The following is an 18,012-nucleotide window of genomic DNA, read 5'->3' on the forward strand; positions in this document are numbered from 1 at the left end:
TAACCTGGAACCAGATAAATGAGAAAATAATGAAATATCTAGTTACTGGCGTTGCTGGCTTTATTGGCTTTCATGTAGTTCAACGTTTAACCTCACAAGGCCATGAGGTTATCGGTATAGACAATTTAAATGATTATTATGACGTCAATTTAAAGTTGGCTAGATTAGCTGAACTAAAAACTGATACTCTATTTAAATTTATTAAAATAGATCTTGCCAACAGAGAGGGAATCGCTCAATTATTTTCTCAGCAAAAATTTGATCGTGTAATACATTTAGCAGCTCAGGCAGGCGTCAGATATTCAATTGATAAGCCAATGGCTTACGCTGATTCTAACCTTATTGGGCATTTGACGATATTAGAGGGTTGTAGACATAATGAAATTGAACACTTAGTTTACGCCTCTTCAAGTTCAGTATACGGGTTAAATAATAAGACACCTTTTGCAACATCTGATAGTGTCGATCACCCTATATCTCTTTATGCTGCAACTAAAAAATCAAATGAATTGATGTCTCACACATACTCTCATTTGTACAACATTCCCACTACAGGTCTAAGGTTTTTTACTGTCTATGGTCCTTGGGGTCGCCCAGATATGGCTTTATTTAAATTTACCAAAGCAATAATTAATGGCGAAAGTATTGATGTTTATAATAACGGCGATATGCAGAGAGATTTCACCTATATTGATGATATTGTTGAAGGTATTATTCGTATACAAGATATTATCCCTCAAAAGGATGTAGATTGGAATGTAGAAAGTGGTTCAGTTGCAAGTAGCTCCGCACCTTATAAGATCTTTAATATTGGCAACGGGAATCCAGTAAAATTGTTAGACTTTATAAAGTCTTTAGAAAAATCTCTTGGCATAAAATCAAACAAAAATTTAATGCCTATGCAGCCCGGTGATGTTTATCAAACATATGCAGATGTAGATGATTTATTCACCGTAACTGGATATAAACCTTCTGTTAGTGTGGAGTATGGCGTAGAAAAATTTGTACGCTGGTATAAAGATTTCTATCAGTGACAGAGTTAAATAACCACACTCAGCAAATGGTGTGGTTATTCTAAATAAAGTTGTATTAGTCTAAACATACTATGAACCACCTGTTTCCCCCTTCAATAACGTAAAAATAGTATAAAAGTTATACCATGTAAAATCAGATTAAAATTATGTCGATATTTTTTACACATAAAAGATCCGTAAGATCAAAACCAAAGCAAAACACAAATAAAACACTAAAAAACAATAACTTAAAAAACAATTAAAACTTGGCACTATGTTTGCTTTTAGTATGATTAGATAATGATACTCACATTGCTTTAAAGAATTTACCAACGCAGTGTTGATCAATAATTAATTTACATTAAAGGAAATATTATGAAATTAAGAACACTATATACAACAGCTGCTTTACTAATCGTGTCTAGCGTTGCAAGCGCTGATCCTATTACAATTACCAACCCATTTGGTACAACATCACCATTTAATTCTTTAGGTGCTACTGATTTACCGGTAACTTCTGTATATGTAAATGATGGTACTATTGCTCAAGGCAATGAGGCGACAGGCCTTATAGGTACAACTCTTGCTTTTACTGATAATGGTTTCGGTACTATTGGTCAATTTGCACCTTTATTAGGCTCAGGCCCAACAGTTGGTTACGGTGATGTCTGGGAACTAGATTTCTCATATTCGTTATCTGGCGTTGCAAGTTTCGTTGATGGCGCTGCAAATGTACTACTAGCAGATGGTACATTAGATGGTAACGGAGACGATGTTATTGATCAATTTGATGCTATCATTCCAACTTACAGTGGTGGTGTTTTTGAATTTTTCTTTAGAAATAAAAATACTAATACAAGTACTAAAGTATTAGAAATGAATCTTTCTGGATTTCAAGTTAGTGGTCCAAGTGTTATTTTTGATGCTGCCGTTGACTATAGTTGGTATGCGGGCGGAAGCTCTCTTGTAGATAATTTCTTTACTGATGATTCTGGCTACACTTTTTACGAATTAGCACAAAGTGGTGGTGCAGTAGCACAAGCTCAAGAAATATCTTTTAGAGCTGATTTCAACGTAGACCCTAACCTTTTACCAACATGTGAAGACGCAACATGTGCAAATTTAACTCGTGATACAGATCTTAACCTTTCAGCTGTTTTCGCAGTTCCAGAGCCAACGTCAATTGCTATTTTAGGCTTAGGTTTATTAGGCTTAGGTTTAAGAAGAAAAACTAAAGCATAATCAAGAGCAAATAATTAAAAAAGTGACTTTCGAGTCACTTTTTTTATGTCTTGAACTTTGTCATATGCTAACGTAGTAAGAATATATTTGAAGGAATCAAATCATGAAGAACTTATACACTCTAATAATTATAATATCCTTAATCTTACTTAGCGCATGTGAAAAAAACACTTCCCCAGAGCAAAGCCAAGTGATGGCACGTCAAGCCATAGAAGATGGAGAGCTCAACAAAGCAATTATTTTAATTAAAAATGCAATTCTTCTAAAAAAAGACAACGCTAGCTTAAGAGCTACATTAGGAGAGCTGTATATAAGGCTTGGCGATTTAGCCTACGCAGCAAAAGAATTAAATAAAGCACAGGAACTTGGTGCTTCGGCTGATAAGTGGCTTGTCCCTTTAATACAAGTGAATTATCTCCAAAACGAACATCTTATAGTTGAAAAGTTATGGCACGAAAATAAACAAAAATTAGAGAAAAAAGAATTATATAAGGCTAACCTTTTCTATGCATTATCGTTACTTTCACAGAAGAAAAAAGTCGATGGAATTATCGAGTTAGAAAGGCTTGCCAGCGATATTGAACATAAGGCACAACATGACCAAAAACTGGCGCTTATTCTATTGCAGTTAATGTCCCCAAATATAGAAACTAAAGATATTTCGCAAAGTATCCAGCAATTAAAAGTTTTGGCTAATAACAACCAAGACAACTGGCTAACTTGGTTACTGCTTTCAAAATCACAATTTTCTTTTAAAGACTTTAAAAATGCAGCCGTTAGCTATCAACATGTATCTAACCTATTACCTAAATTTGATATTGCTCGAATTTATGCGGCAGAAAGCAATATTGAAGCCGGAAATAATAGTATTGCAAACACACAGTTGACAACCTTACTAAAATTGTACCCAACTCAACCTTATATTAATTTACTTTTTGCTAAAAACAGCATGATTATGAGAGATTTTGAAGCTGCCAAAATGGCAATTGAAAAAACCATCGCATCAAATTTTTCTGACTATGCAACTAAACTTATCGCAGGTATAACATACTATCAGCTAGGCGAGTATGAGAATGCTTATTCATATTTAACATCGATCGCAAAGAACCTGCCTCAACAACATCCTGCTAAAAAGATTTTAATTGCTACCCAGCTTAAGTTGGGACATAACGATAGAGCTTATTCAGCACTAAATAAAGAACCCATAGATGAAAAAGATACAGCCTTAATAGCAACCGCAGCACACTCCTTATTAGCAGAAAATAAAACTCAACAAGCCTCAGAGCTATTGAAAAGATTACATGTCTCTCAAGCTTCATCGCCTGCTTTAGCTATAGAAATCAGTCGATTGAAGTATGCGGTTGGGGATCGATCTTCATTGGGAGATTTAGAAGAAACAATACAAAGTATTACAAGTGATACGGCTATATCTGCAACTGACATTCATAAAGCTAGAACAATGATATTGGCTTCTTTAATCCAAGATAAACAACTAACGAAAGCTAGAAATACGGCTGAAGAGTGGATACGCAAAGAGCCTAAAAATATAAGTAATTATTTGCTTTTAATTGAAATTGAAAAGCGAATGAAAAATAAAAGTAAAATCAGCGATATTTATAAAATGGTGTTAAAAATCGACCCGAATTTTATTTCTGCGAAGTTGTATTTTGCTGTAAAATATTTTAGTCAAAAAAATTATGCAAACGCACTGAAAGCATACGACGAAATTATCACTTTATCTCCTAAAAATATAAAAGCTATCGTTGGCAAATATCATGTTTTAGCAGCACTTGATAAGAACACTGAAGCGAATACATTTATTCAAAAACTTTTGGCCCAAGAAGATGAAAATTTTACACTAAGTTTAACACTAGCAAAAAGTCATTACAAAATGGGGAACTTTGAGCAAGCATTACAGCTTCTATCAAATAAGCAATATGCATCTAATCCAGATAATATTGAAAAGTATAATATTATGGCGATTTCACACTTAAAACAGAAAAATAAGCTTGAAGCTATCGCTACATATAATAAAATTCTAGAGCTAACGCCAACCGATACTGTCGTTTTCACACAAAAAATACTAACAATGGAAACTCTAGGATTATACTCTGAGATAATAACTGATATTGAAAAATTTAAAAGTAACCAAACTTATGATGATCCCCGCATAAACTTGCTGTACGCAGAATACTTAACAAATGCAGATAGAGCAAACGAAGGTATGGATATTCTCAGTAATTATAAAAATACTGATATTGCTCAAAATCCAATATATAAAGGAATTTTAGCTAAGACTTTATATATGCTAAAAGAGTACATCAAGGCTACACCGTTACTTGAAAAAGAATACGAACGAGAGAATAACTCTCGCACGGCGACAATGCTATACAATGCTTATATGCGAACGCAACTATCTGAAAAAGCTAATAAATTCGTCAAAAAGCATTTGATAAAATTTCCTGAAGATTTATTATTCATAAATATTTATGCTGAGTATCTATTTAATACAGATAGAGATAAGTCGATTAATGAGTATAAAAAGCTGTTAACTATTGATAATAAGAATGGTATTGCACTAAATAATTTAGCTTGGATTTTTTATCAGAAAAAAGAATACGCGAAGGCAAAGTCTTATATTGAACAAGCTGTTAAATATTATCCAAAAAACAAAAACATCCTAGATACCGCAGCTAAAATCGCTTCAGAAACAAAGTAATAGCTCACTATTTACTTGCATTTTCCATGGTCATTTCAAACAAATTAAAATTATGTGTTTGAAATGACTTAAACCAAAATAAGAATAAGAATAATTCTACTAGAAAAAATTTTTAACCTTGTTCTAATTAAAACAAAAAAACGAATCTTTACTTATTTCAAATTATATAAATGACTACACACCTACCCATCATTAAACTAGGTTTTACAATCAATAGATTCACTTTAGAATTCATTCAAACAAAGAATATAGAAGCAAAGAATTTAAGAAGTATCTAGATGGCTCTGTTATTAAACAAAACCATCTAAATCAACGATTAAGTACTAGTATCCAACAAAGGTTTTTTTGTTTTTATATCAACATAGCACGTATGTCCGGTAACAAGTATGAGTAAATCCGAGTCAGCTGAAATTTCATCGATTGACGAAACACGCTCACATTCCCATTCAGGGACGAAAGGGTCATGGTATTTAACTTCAACGCCATTTTGTTTTAAGTGGTTGAGAATTGCTAATGCCGGTGTCTCTCTGCAATCATCAACATTGGCTTTGTAAGCAACACCAAGAATACCAACTTTTTTTCCGTTGATGCTTTTAAGTTGTTTTAACGCCTTTTCAGCCACAATAATGGGCCGCTCATCATTCACCTTTCGTGCTAACCGAATGAACTCTCCCGCTTTAGTATTCTCTACTAAAAACCAAGGGTCAATAGGAATACAATGCCCTCCAACTCCTGGTCCAGGGTTTAATACATTCACTCTAGGGTGGCGGTTAGCTAAATGAATCACCTCATTTACATTGACATTTAATTCTTCACAAACTTGGGCCAACTCATTAGCAAAAGCAATACCTACATCGCGCGAGGTATTTTCAACCAATTTAACACATTCCGCAGTTGTTAAATCAGTTAAAAAAACTTCACCTTCTACAAAACTTTGATAAATTGCTTTTACCTTTTGTTGAGCATTACTATTTGAGGCTCCAATGATCCGATCATTGTGCACTAGCTCATATAGTGTTTGCCCTGGAATAGCCCTTTCAGGGCAATGCACAACATCAAGTTTCAGGCCAATAGCCTCTAATCTTTTTTCAACTTCTAAAGAAGTTTGCGGTGAGATAGTAGACTCAATAATCACTGTTTGACCGTTTTTAGCCACTTTAGCAATAGCATCAATAGCTGAAAATACATAAGAACGATCGCATTGCTTATTTTTATGTGGGGTAGGTACCGCAACTAAGTAAGTTTCGCTCGACGGAATACTCATTGAAGCAACTAGGTAGCCTTGTTCAACAACTTTCTTTACTAACTCAGGCATACCCTCTTCATCAAAAGGGCATTCACCTCTGTTTATAGAGTCGACCTTCTCTTTACTTAGGTCTACGCCTGTTACTGAATAGCCCGCTTGTGCAAGTAAGCTTGAAATAGGCAACCCCATATATCCCATACCAATTACGGCTAAGGTTTCATTTTTAGCCACAATAGGCAGCTCAACAAACTCAGTATTATCAGCAACAATAATATCAAGAATTTTCTCTGCTACATGTCCATCGCCAAATGGATTATCCCAAGTAGTGGTTATATTAGTGTCAGATAACCACCTTTCCGTGGCCGCAAGTGCCTTAGTGGCATTTCTCCCTACTAATACATTAGCACCAACTTCTATTGATTCAGGTCGTTCTGTGTTTTCACGTAATGTGATACATGGAACACCTAATAAACACGCTTCTTCTTGTATGCCGCCAGAGTCAGTCAAAATTAATTGGGCGTGTTTTTGCAACTGAATAAAATCTAAATAACCAATAGGTGGCAACAATTTTAAATATTCAGGGACAGTTATATTGAATTCTTTTAATTTTGCTTTAGTCCTAGGATGAATTGGCCAAATGATTGGTTGGCTATATTTAGCGTGCAAACGGTCAAATAACTCCAATAACTCAAGTAAATTTACAGCTATATCAACATTCGCAGCTCTGTGCGCAGTCACTAAAAAATATTTTCCTGCTTCAACCTTTAAATCATTCAGAATTGTACTTGTATTTGTCGAAATTTCTAAATGCTGAAAAAGAGAATCTGAAACAGTATTACCAACTGTATGTATCTTATTTGATGCGATACCTTCTTTCGTCAAAATAGCTTGCTGGTTCGGACCCACTGCAAACAAATACTCACTAATGTGATCAGTCATTATACGATTAGTTTCTTCTGGCATGGTACGATCGTAGCTACGTAAACCGGCTTCGATATGGCCAACTTTAATATCTAATTTAGAAGCAGCAAGCGCACCAGCAAGTACGGTATTGGTATCACCTTGAACCAAAACAACATCTGGTTTTTCATCTATTAATATTGGCTCCATTTTAATCAAAATATTACCAGTTTGATTGCTATGTAAACCTGAACCAACACCTAAATTATAATGTGGTGTTGGTAATGCTAATTCTTTAAAGAATATACTATCCATCTCTTCAGAGTAATGTTGATTAGAATGAATAATAAAATAAGGAATCTCACGCTTATGACATTCCCTTATAACTGGTGCCATTTTAATAATTTCTGGACGTGTGCCAACGATGATCCCTACTTTCATTTCTATTTCCTATTCTACTGTATATGTTTGAGCTTAAATTTTCTTTTTTATAGAATATTTAGCCATGTACGCTTTCACCATTTGTTGCATGGCATACTTTTCCTTAACCAACTGATAAGCATTATTCACCTTAATCAATTGACTTTCATTATCTTCTCTTACTTCATTTAGCTTATTGGTTAGCGCATCACAATTATTAGACTCTACAAACCAAGTTTGTTCTTCTGTAATGAATTGAGAAATACCGCCAACATTCGTACATATAACGGGGGTTTTATTAGCCATAGCTTCTAAAATAGTCATTGGCATGGCCTCATAAACAGAGGACAGAACAAAGACATCAGAGTTATTCAGAATATCTGTAATGTCATCCCTAAACCCTAACAGATGTATGTGTTCTTGCATCTTCAATGATTCGATTTGTCGCTGTAGCTCATTGAGCAATGGACCATCTCCGACTATATTCAGAGTACATTGCTCAAAATCGGGGATCGTCGTAACGGCCTGTGCAAAAGCATTAATCAACAACTGCTGATTTTTCACTTTATCTAAACGACCTACTGTTACGAAGGTTTTAACTTTGTCACCCACAAACTCTTCGCTATGAGGAACGACAACACCATTAAAAATCAAAGACAATTTTGATCGCTTCACCCTAATATCATTCGAGATCCATTGGAACAAATCATAGGAAACGACAATATATTCAGTGATAAAATTAGCAATAAATTTTCTAAACATATTATGTGATTTATTCTTACCTGCAGGGTCATCACCTCCCCGGCCATGATCACTATGCACACGAATTGGTACGCCGGCCATTTTTGCTACTAAATGATATTCAATTGTGCCGAAATTATATGTATTAATTACTAGGGGCCTAAGTTCTTTCAATAAAGAAAATAACTTCACATGTGTTTTGATATCATTGCCAGGTCTTTTATCAAGAATTAACACCTTAATCTTCTTATTTACCTGATTAATCATACTTATATCATCTGTCAAAGATATAAGCACATGCTCAACATCGTAATTGGAAGAATGGTTAATTAAATTAGCAATGACCTTTTCAAGGCCTCCACAGCCGAAACTATAGACAAGGTGCACAACTTTATTTGTCATTTTCAAATATCAGCCTTTTACTTTTATATTTATGCTTTACATTCCAATAAACTAGCAACACAATAAAAAGGTAAGATTCATAAGTATGACTATATTATCGTAATAGGTATCTAAATTGAATGTAAAAAGCAAACAAATTGATCCTCCAATCATTCAAGTTACCGTCAAACCCCTTTTAGCGAAACAAATCAAATTTTTAAAAGAAAAATGGCTAACATTAGAAGCTAAATCCTCTTCGTTTTTCTTTTTAAGTTGGAAATGGATAGGACCTTGGTTAGAACAAGTAAGTACATCCAATAAACTAATATTAGTAGAAGCGCGACAAAACGAGCAGATAATCGGTTTAGGTATTTTTTCTGAACAAAAGATCACTCGTCACGGCATATTGAAGAGTACACAATGGTTTCTACATAGAAGTGGAACTAATCACAATGATCAAATATGGATTGAAAATAATGACTTTTTAACGACAGATGAAAATCAAGAATTAATAACACAAGCTATATGGAAATCATTACTTTTGAAACATCGTCATGTGGATGAGTTTATTATTGCAATGTACCATAACAAGTTAGATCAATTCACATTGCCCAGTACGTTAAAGTACAAGAAATTCATCATACATTCTGAGAACGGTTATTATATTAACTTAACGAGCATTTCAACCATTGAAAGTTATTTGTCATTACTATCTAAAAATACTCGTAAGCAAATTAACCGAAGTCTCAAACTGTTATCTACTCTTGGGAAATATGAATTTTCTGTTATTCAGGATCCTACACAGCAAAATAAAATATTAAGAAATTCTGCCCATTGGCATATTAGTAAATGGCAAGAAACAAATACTCCTAGTGGCTTTATTAATACCAACTTTACCAGCTTTCATCAAAATCTAATTAATGAAGTACACCCTACAAATGAAACTCTTGTTGCAAGTTTGAATATTAACGAAGAACTAGTTGGCTGCTTGTATTGTTTTATTGATGACAAGTGCGCTTACTTTTATTTAAGCGCCTTAAAACCATTTGCGGATAACCGTATAAAATTGGGATTGAATCTACATGCACTATTTATTCAATGGTTACTCGAAAACAAACCCTTGATTGAAAAATATGATTTTCTGGCAGGAGAAGCAAGATATAAAAAGTCACTATCAAACTATCAGGATGATCATTCTTATATAGTAATACAAAAGAAACTATTTAAATTCAAAATTGAAAGGTTATTAATACGTTTAAAAGATAGATTAAAACGCTTACTAACATAGTAAGCGCTGATGCAAAACATTTTCACATCCTGAGCTTAGCGCTATATATGTATTAGCTGTGATTTATTCTGAAGCATCAACTTCGTAAGTTGGAGGTTACCTTTTTTGATAAGCGTTTGAAATTTTGACCAAAACTAGAAAGGTAACTCTCATGCTACATACTAGTTGCCAAGCATTAAAGCCTTGAAAATTCAGTCGCCCCAAATACCCCAAACTAGTGCTTAAATGAGTTGCCTATAAAGCCATATTACATAAGTTTTATCAGATAACGTTTAGAAAAAAGCTATTCAACGATGGAGGAAATAGAAAAACTATTTTTCTGAAAATTATTCGGCTCAATTAAAGCTGACGAAGCCCCTAAAAATCAGAGAGCTATAAAAATTCATTCTGAACTATTATATTTTAAGGTAAATTTTTCACTAAAAAAGGGCCCAACGTATTAGCAACTAACAGTGGTAATTTTTTCCATACTTTAATCGCTAGATCAAACTTAGCATTACTAGGGGATAAATTAGGCAGCTCTCCACCTTCAGGTATCCAATGATACCAGTAGCATTGTTGAGGCTCTGCACCCCATTGTTTTTTGAACTTATAAGTTCCGGCATCAATTGTTGAACGCCCGAAGTCAAACTCAGAACACCCACTCTCAATCGCATGAGATAATATTTGCCAATAGATGTACATATTAACTGAAATACGGTTAGCGTAAGAAAGTGTACTCGCCCAAGGTATTTCCATGCGATCTTTATAACGGATAAGGAAACCAGTAGATACAGGTTTTCCTTGCCAATAAACAACAACTAAAGAAGCATTATCACTAAAAGTTTTAAAAATATTTTTGAAAAAGGGTTTACCATAAACAGGTGTACCAAGATCACGCATGTTCTGACAAAAAACAGCATAAAAATCATCTAACAACTCTATACCACCAATCTTGTGCTCAACCCCTTCTCTAATTGGACGTTTAATTTGTGAGCGACGCTTAGAGCCAATTAGTTTACCTAATGCTTCTGCCGATTCAGGTAAAGCTAAAACCATATTAACTTTATCAGTGGTTACGGCTATAGTGCTATTTATTCGCTCGGTTTTTTCTCTGTATTGAACATGGCTCACGTTATTATCACTAGCTTGCTGTTGTAAGTGCGCATTTAAGCTATCTGCAATATCTTGATTATCAGCAAGTACACCACCATAATTAAAAAAAGGCATTGAAACGATATAATTGCCAAAAAGTTTACTTTTTAGATTTACGCTAGGTAGTACTCCACATATTTTATTATGCTGATTTATTGCGTAAAAATAGTAACATTTATGGTTAAAAGTTTCTTCTATCAAACTTTTCCATGCAGATTGATGATAGATAGAAGCACTACTATGATTACTAACATAACCATCCCAAAGTTGGATACTGTCAGCATCAAGAAGGTGAATGGTAATACTTAAATTGTTAGTTTCCGACATAATATTTAAATTTCTCTTCCGTGTTAGTTTAGTTCACCAACAATACCAATGATGTTAATAAGCTGGCCTAATTCTGAAATATTGGGTAAATACGGGTATGGACGTAATTTTGCCTTTTCTCTACTAATATACCAAGGATTTCTTTTACTAAATTCATTTGGATACAAAAAGTCGCCTATCATTACATTATTTTCGATCAAAACATCATTCGCTTTTTTATAGGCAATTATAACATTTGCTTTATCACGATCTAACAAAAATAGGTTATTTGTAATTTCAATTTTATTAATAGCATAATTAATCGGACGGTTTTCTAAACCGTACGCGATAAGCTGACTGTTAGAACTATTATCACCTTGTTGTAAAATGCTACCTTTGATTATTAGCTCGCCATAGTTAGCTACATCAATCAAACGGCTATCCTTACCATCTAATGTTGCAAGTAAACTGCTCATTACAATTGTTTTTCGTGAGCGAGATTTTAAACCGCTGCCTTCCTCTCCCATAGAGAGCAACTTACTCTCAAAAAAGCTAAATTCACCCACGTTGGCATAAATAGCGTGCGCATACCCTTTACCTTTAGCCTTCCCTCCTAAACGTTCAAAGGTTGAATACTCAATTTTTAAAAAACCATCATTATAGTTAGTCATTACCCCTGATTGGCTATCATGAGCATATAGATCGCGTACCGTTAAATTGATGCCTTCAAACCGAATACAAGCACCGTTTAAATCTTTTACGTGAATATTCCTGCATTCTACACTTTCAACTAAAACATCGTTGCCAGCCAAAACTAGCGCAGCTTTCCCATCAATAGCCGCATTATCAAAAACAACATTTTTCTCACCTATAATTTCTATATTATTCGCTTTTAAATAGACTCCTTCAGTATAGATGCCAGCTTTTAGGTATATTCGACTACCATCTTTGATCGCTAATTTTGCTGCTTGTAAAGAAAAAAATTCTTTTCCGTCAACAAAAACATGCTCAGCCCAACAATAGTGAGTTATAAAATAAAATAACAAAAAAATTATATTTTTCATTTCTACACTCTGAAGGTTTAGTAAATATAAACTGAGTATCCATAGATAATTTAGACAATGCTTATCGCCAATTCAATGAATATCCCCTTGAATACTTAGTAGTAGACAAAACAATGTCACTACTACTTAAGGTAGTTTACTCGCGTTTATTTTAAAACAACAATTGTAAATACTACTTGATAGATTAAACTGGGAAGCGCTAAATATCTAAAATTGCCGATGATTTAAAATGGAAGTTATACCAAATATGCTAAATTTGCTTTTATCAATAATGTACTGGCGCTCACGAATTAAATTCAAAGAAAACCCTTTAGCTACCATTTATTTTCATCATGTTTTCGAATATAAAAATAGATATCATCAAGATGATATAACTGCAGCTGAATTTGATAGAAAAATAAAATTCTTAAAAAGGCATTTTAATATCTTAGCTTTACCAGAAGCAATTGAATTGCTAAAAACTCAATGTTTGCCACCGAAAGCTTTAGTGATTACTTTCGATGATGGCTATCAAGATAATTATACTGTCGCCGCACCTATACTGAAAAATAATGACTGCCCTGCAACTTTTTTTATTTCAACCAGCGGCATTGAAAAAGGTTACCTATGGAATGATGAAGTAGAACAGCTTTTAGATAATACATCGATAAAACTAATATCAGCGGACATTATCGGAGAAAAAATAACAATTAGTAATAAAATGGAAAAAGTAAAAGCGCTTCAGTTGTTACTTAGTAAATTAAAGTTTCTAAGCCATGAAAAAAGAACACGCCAATTAAAAAAATTAGCCCATGAACTAGGTAACATTGAGTTTAAGCGCACAATGATGACAACAGCCCAGGTACAAAAGCTTCATCAGAAAGGGTTCACAATAGGCGCGCACACACACAATCATACTATATTAACTACCGAAACGAATAACGATTGTCGACAAGAATTATTAATGAATAAGAATCAACTAGAAGCGATTATAAACGAAGAGATTAAATTTTTTGCTTTTCCAAATGGCTTATTTGAAAGAGACTTTACGTCTGAACATTGTAATATAGCTAAAAACATGAAATTTAAAGCTGCATTTTCAACTAATGACGGTGGTGCTACTTCACTTTCAAATATATATTCTATCCCGCGGTTTATGCCTTATAGAAAACAACTTTCCTTATTCGCTTTATCCATAGCTAAAATAGCAGGTGAACATGTCTAAAACAATATTAATGGTTGCATTTGATTTTCCACCAAGCAATGCTGCTTCAGTTCAACGAACACTGAAGTTTTTTGAATACCTGAACGAGTTCGGCTGGACAACAATTTTATTAACTTCAAAATCAAAAGCTTACCCATTAGTAGATGAAGGTTCTGATGTGACACTTAATGATAATCAATTTGTTTATCGAGCAACAGCATTAGATGTACATAAGCACCTATCAATTCAAGGTAAACATCTAAGCTGGATGAAAACTCCTGACCGCTGGGGAACTTGGATCCCTTTTGCGATAAATCTAGGGAAAAAGATCGTTAAGCGCCATAAACCTGATGTTATTTGGTCAACATTCCCAACGCCTAGTGCGAATATCATTGCAAATAGTTTGGCTAAATATAGCAATAAGCCTTGGGTTGCCGATTATCGTGATCCTGCTCCTTATATTCATACAACAAATGGGAAGTGGCTAGATCAGGTGCACAAAAAGATTGATAATTTAACATTTAAAAACGCACAAAAATTGGTCTTTGCTACGCAAGCATCAAAAGAGTTATATCAGTCCCATTACCAGTGCCACGATAAGTTTGAAGTTATTGAGAATGGCTACGATGAGAATAACTTCATTAAAGCAAAAGCGTTAGAAGCATCTCACCCTGAGCTTTTCAATAAACATAAATTTAGTCTTTATTATGCAGGTGGGCTATATCCAAATGGTCGAGATCCAAGACCTATCTTTCAGGCTATTGCATCTTTAAACAGTCATCAGCATTTATCTAAAGATAACTTTGAACTTATTTTTCAAGGGGCCGGTGACGGTAAAGAATTTTCAGACTTACTAAAAAAGTTAGAAATAAATCACATTGTTTCCTTCCTTAAACCAACTTCTTTCTTACTCGCATTAGTAAATATGACTCGTGCAAATGCACTACTTCTTATCCAAGATTCGAGGTTTAATTTACAAATACCAGGAAAGATATTTGAGTACTTTAGAACAGGTAAACCTTTAATAATAAAAACTGATAAATTGGGTGCTACGGCACAATTAGCAATGGACAATCCTCTATGTCATATAGTTGAAAGTCAGCATGAAATAGAAGAACTAATAGTAAAGCTAATAAGAAAAACTTGTAAAATCACGAAACAAGATAAAATACTAAGACACTCAAGAAAAGAAAAAGCTCGGAGTCTCGATCGTATTTTATCCAATATCCTACCAATAAAAAAACTGTAAATCACATGAAAAAAAGATATATGCCGAACACAAATTGGTACATCAATAAACTAGAAATAGCACATGGCAACCACTCTCCTTTAAAACCTATGGAGGGCTTAAGAGGACTTGCTGTATTTCTAGTTTTTTTAGTTCATTATTGCTCTTTATTTGAACCTTATATCATGACCGATACAATTTCAGCACAATTCCTCTATATATTAAAAAATGTAGGTAATATTGGCGTTGATTTATTTTTTGTATTAAGCGGTTTTTTAATTTACGGAACATTACTTAAAAAAACAAAAACGCTGTTTATTCCATATTTTAAAAGGCGACTTGTTAGAATTTACCCAACATTCCTCGTCGTTTTTACTATTTACCTTATTTTATCATTTTTAATCCCTGCAGAGAGTAAACTACCGGATAGTGGCTTAGATAAGTTTATATTTATAATCCAAAACCTGTTGTTATTGCCAGGGATTTTTGAGGTGAAAGCCATCATTACCGTTGCTTGGTCACTAAGCTTTGAAGTTTTTTATTATATTTCCATACCTATTGTACTCGGGCTACTGAAAATGAGAGCATGGCGTTTTCAAAACAGAGTGACGTTTTGGTTAAGCGTTTCAGTAGTTGGTTTTTTATTATTCGAAATATTTGGTGACCCAGCTGACTATACGAGATTATTAATGTTTATTTCAGGTATTCTTTTATATGAAGTATACACGCAAAAATCATTCAAATTGCCTAACTTCTTTGGCACTTTATCTTTAATTTTTTCAATGCTCTTTTATCACTTTTCCTCTGAAATACCGAGTATTCCAACATTATCAGTAATAATACTCTTCGTTTGTTTCTTTTTTCTCTGTTTAGAAGCATTCGCCTCTAATAACGGGTCAGCATTATGGCTTAGCTTCTCCCCTTTACGCTGGCTAGGTAATATGAGTTACTCATATTACCTAATACACGGAATAACTCTTAAAGCACTATTTCTTTTTATGACAATGATAATTCCCGCAGCCGAGCAGTTTGACTATCAATTTTGGTTGATTTTGCCAATATTTTTTATAATCACCCTAATTAGCTCATTTATCCTATACATTACTATTGAAAAGCCACTTTCTATTGATAAAAAGTAGGTATACAAGGCTTAGTTATGGATTAGGTGCTTGTAAATAATAATCAATAATTTTAATGTTAGCTGTTGGAGCATCATGGCCGTCACCTTTGTTGTATGGCCATTTTGTTCCTATGTGCTCGCCTTTAATAGACACGTCTTTTACCGCAAAAAACACTTTTACATAATTATTTTCAACCTCATCTGGCAGCTTAAATCGAGTCCAAACATTTGAACTCCAACCATTAGAACGTCTAATTAAATGCTCTGCATCTTTTCCTGCGTGCTCAATACCATTGTAAAACATAGGATCAATTAATTCGGCTTGTGCAAAGTTTGCATTGGTAATGGGGGAAACCGACCATCTAATCTCGAATGTAGAATTATAATCATCATTATATATTTGATAAGACTCATCATGAAACCCTATTTCCCATACTCCCTTATCCTTCCAATAGCCAACCCATAACGAAGTAATTGATTCATCGTTCTGCTCGGTTTCAACCATATCTTCAGAGCTGAAATACCTCAATTCATCAACATTAAAACTAGTTTTAATGTCTTCTTTATTGCGTATTTCAAAATAAAATTGGCTTAGCTGCTCAAAATAGTTCTTTTGATAATTGTCCCAAGTAGGATTGTTTTTAAGTGTGCTATTTCCATCTCTAATATGCTGTGGGTGCTGATCTAATAAAACATGAATCCATGCTCCAGAATTAATAGCTAGATAATGATAGTAATGTTGATTTCCCTCTCCCTCATACGGACAGCCATCGCCGGTGCCATATGCAGCTTCGCCAGTTTGCCAACATAGGTAGGTGCCTATATGAAAATTATTTCCGATGCTCTCCTTTCCTCCATCATCTTTTAAGGCATTCATTCCTTCGGTCTTAAGATAGAAACTCATGCGATCTGTTTTAGCATACGTAATATCTCGTTCAGATAATGGCTTACCGTCATACCAAACCCACCATGTACTTCTATGATCGGTACTACCTTCAGTTTCGAAAACTTGTAAACTCCCTCCTGAATTTGATGATGGACTAATATCTACGGTAGTAATTATTGCTGAATTTTCTTTTCCATAATCACCTTTATTAAAGGAACGAGCTCCCCAACCCCAACGATAGTCACTCCCTCCATTAAGAGGGCCATCTGCATTGAGAAGCCAGCCTGGCAAGCCATAAACAATATCGTCAGACCAACTCCATCCATCTAGTGCTTGCTGCGAACCATTGTCCCAATCGAGTAGAGTTTTATACTCGCTTACATTCGAAATGTTATTATCATAATTATGAAGAACATCAATGTTAAATTTCTTCTTACTCGCTGAGCCATCGGTGCTATTCGCTTCAACTTCAACTTCATGAACTAACTGTGTGCGCGCATTCACTGAACGATTATCTGTGACTGTAACCTCGCCAGAGCCATTATCTACTTGAAACATTCCTGATGAATTTTCTAATAGTTTATACGTCACACGATCATCGGGATCAACCGCATGTGCCGTTATGCCAGTTTTATTACTTCCGCCCTCAAGAACTTCATTAGGAAGGGTGTTTATGTCAACGAGCATGCCTATAGGACTATTTTCGGTTGTAACCGTAATAGTAAATACTCTCGTTTGCAGAGAACCGTCTGTACTAGTTGCTTGTATATTTATTGAATGAAATGGGTTCAAATTCGCATTAAGCAAAAGATGATCTGCCACATAAACAACACCGCTTGTTTCATGGATATCAAATCGACCTTCTGCAGAATCAAGTAATTTATATTTAACTTGCTCTTCTGGGTCAGAAGCATAGGCAGTAATACCTACACTTGTATTGTTTATCGTAACTAAGTCACTTACAGTATTAGGCATGTTATCATGATCAACAATTTCACTTAACGGTGCATTATTAGGTGTAATAGCTGTAGGTTCATTACCACCAGAGCCACCACATGCAACCAGTAAAAAACTGAGCATAAAATAAAAAAAAGTTAATAAATACTTCAAAAAACCTCCACAAACGTCATTGAAAACATCT

12 protein-coding genes are annotated in these 18,012 nt (G+C 34.2%); 7 read left to right on the plus strand and 5 right to left on the minus strand.

The genetic code is table 11. From position 1 onward, the window contains the following. Window positions 1–29 precede the first annotated feature (29 nt). The 3 genes from B7C41_RS18185 (at window position 30) to prsT (ending at window position 4,974) form a co-directional block, all read left to right on the plus strand. Window positions 30–1,034 (plus strand): NAD-dependent epimerase, encoded by a 1,005-nt coding sequence (locus tag B7C41_RS18185; protein ID WP_085300403.1) that lies wholly within the window; start codon window positions 30–32, stop codon window positions 1,032–1,034. Window positions 1,035–1,388: 354 nt separating this feature from the next. After that, window positions 1,389–2,255 (plus strand): PEP-CTERM sorting domain-containing protein, encoded by an 867-nt coding sequence (locus tag B7C41_RS18190; RefSeq protein ID WP_085300404.1) that lies wholly within the window; start codon window positions 1,389–1,391, stop codon window positions 2,253–2,255. Between the two features lie 103 nt (window positions 2,256–2,358). Further along, window positions 2,359–4,974 (plus strand): XrtA/PEP-CTERM system TPR-repeat protein PrsT, encoded by a 2,616-nt coding sequence (prsT, locus tag B7C41_RS18195; RefSeq protein WP_085300405.1) that lies wholly within the window; start codon window positions 2,359–2,361, stop codon window positions 4,972–4,974. 316 nt (window positions 4,975–5,290) lie between these two features. Here prsT and wecB read toward each other — a convergent pair whose 3' ends face one another. Beyond that, a complete protein-coding gene (wecB, locus tag B7C41_RS18200; RefSeq protein ID WP_085300406.1) occupies window positions 5,291–7,561 on the minus strand; it encodes a non-hydrolyzing UDP-N-acetylglucosamine 2-epimerase in 2,271 nt (756 codons plus the stop codon). Between the two features lie 33 nt (window positions 7,562–7,594). Then, window positions 7,595–8,683: a glycosyltransferase gene (locus tag B7C41_RS18205; RefSeq protein WP_085300407.1), complete on the minus strand. Its 1,089-nt coding sequence runs from the start codon at window positions 8,681–8,683 to the stop codon at window positions 7,595–7,597. A gap of 115 nt (window positions 8,684–8,798) precedes the next feature. On the opposite strand from B7C41_RS18205, the gene B7C41_RS18210 reads away from it, so the two are divergent. Continuing rightward, the gene (locus B7C41_RS18210; protein WP_085300408.1) at window positions 8,799–9,950 is read left to right on the plus strand and encodes a GNAT family N-acetyltransferase; all 1,152 of its coding nucleotides are present in this window, start codon (window positions 8,799–8,801) and stop codon (window positions 9,948–9,950) included. 402 nt (window positions 9,951–10,352) lie between these two features. Here B7C41_RS18210 and B7C41_RS18215 read toward each other — a convergent pair whose 3' ends face one another. Both B7C41_RS18215 and B7C41_RS18220 read right to left on the minus strand, forming a co-directional pair. Then, a complete protein-coding gene (locus B7C41_RS18215) occupies window positions 10,353–11,411 on the minus strand; it encodes a FemAB family XrtA/PEP-CTERM system-associated protein (RefSeq protein ID WP_085300409.1) in 1,059 nt (352 codons plus the stop codon). 23 nt (window positions 11,412–11,434) lie between these two features. Next, on the minus strand, window positions 11,435–12,454 hold the full coding sequence (locus tag B7C41_RS18220) for a hypothetical protein (protein ID WP_085300410.1): 1,020 nt from the start codon (window positions 12,452–12,454) through the stop codon (window positions 11,435–11,437). Window positions 12,455–12,683: 229 nt separating this feature from the next. On the opposite strand from B7C41_RS18220, the gene B7C41_RS18225 reads away from it, so the two are divergent. The 3 genes from B7C41_RS18225 to B7C41_RS18235 are packed head-to-tail and all read left to right on the plus strand — an operon-like array spanning window position 12,684 to window position 16,004. Continuing rightward, the gene (locus tag B7C41_RS18225; protein WP_085300411.1) at window positions 12,684–13,658 is read left to right on the plus strand and encodes a polysaccharide deacetylase family protein; all 975 of its coding nucleotides are present in this window, start codon (window positions 12,684–12,686) and stop codon (window positions 13,656–13,658) included. 10 nt (window positions 13,659–13,668) lie between these two features. After that, window positions 13,669–14,886 (plus strand): glycosyltransferase, encoded by a 1,218-nt coding sequence (locus tag B7C41_RS18230; protein WP_158089161.1) that lies wholly within the window; start codon window positions 13,669–13,671, stop codon window positions 14,884–14,886. Window positions 14,887–14,891: 5 nt separating this feature from the next. After that, window positions 14,892–16,004, plus strand: a complete 1,113-nt coding sequence (locus B7C41_RS18235) for an acyltransferase family protein (RefSeq protein WP_085300413.1) — start codon at window positions 14,892–14,894, stop codon at window positions 16,002–16,004. A gap of 15 nt (window positions 16,005–16,019) precedes the next feature. Here B7C41_RS18235 and B7C41_RS18240 read toward each other — a convergent pair whose 3' ends face one another. Beyond that, complete coding sequence (locus B7C41_RS18240) at window positions 16,020–17,981, minus strand: cadherin repeat domain-containing protein (protein ID WP_143764471.1); 1,962 nt, start codon at window positions 17,979–17,981, stop codon at window positions 16,020–16,022. Between the last annotated feature and the right edge of the window lie 31 nt (window positions 17,982–18,012).

Origin of the sequence: Cognaticolwellia mytili (assembly GCF_002104475.1) — a bacterium.
GTDB lineage: Bacteria > Pseudomonadota > Gammaproteobacteria > Enterobacterales > Alteromonadaceae > Cognaticolwellia > Cognaticolwellia mytili.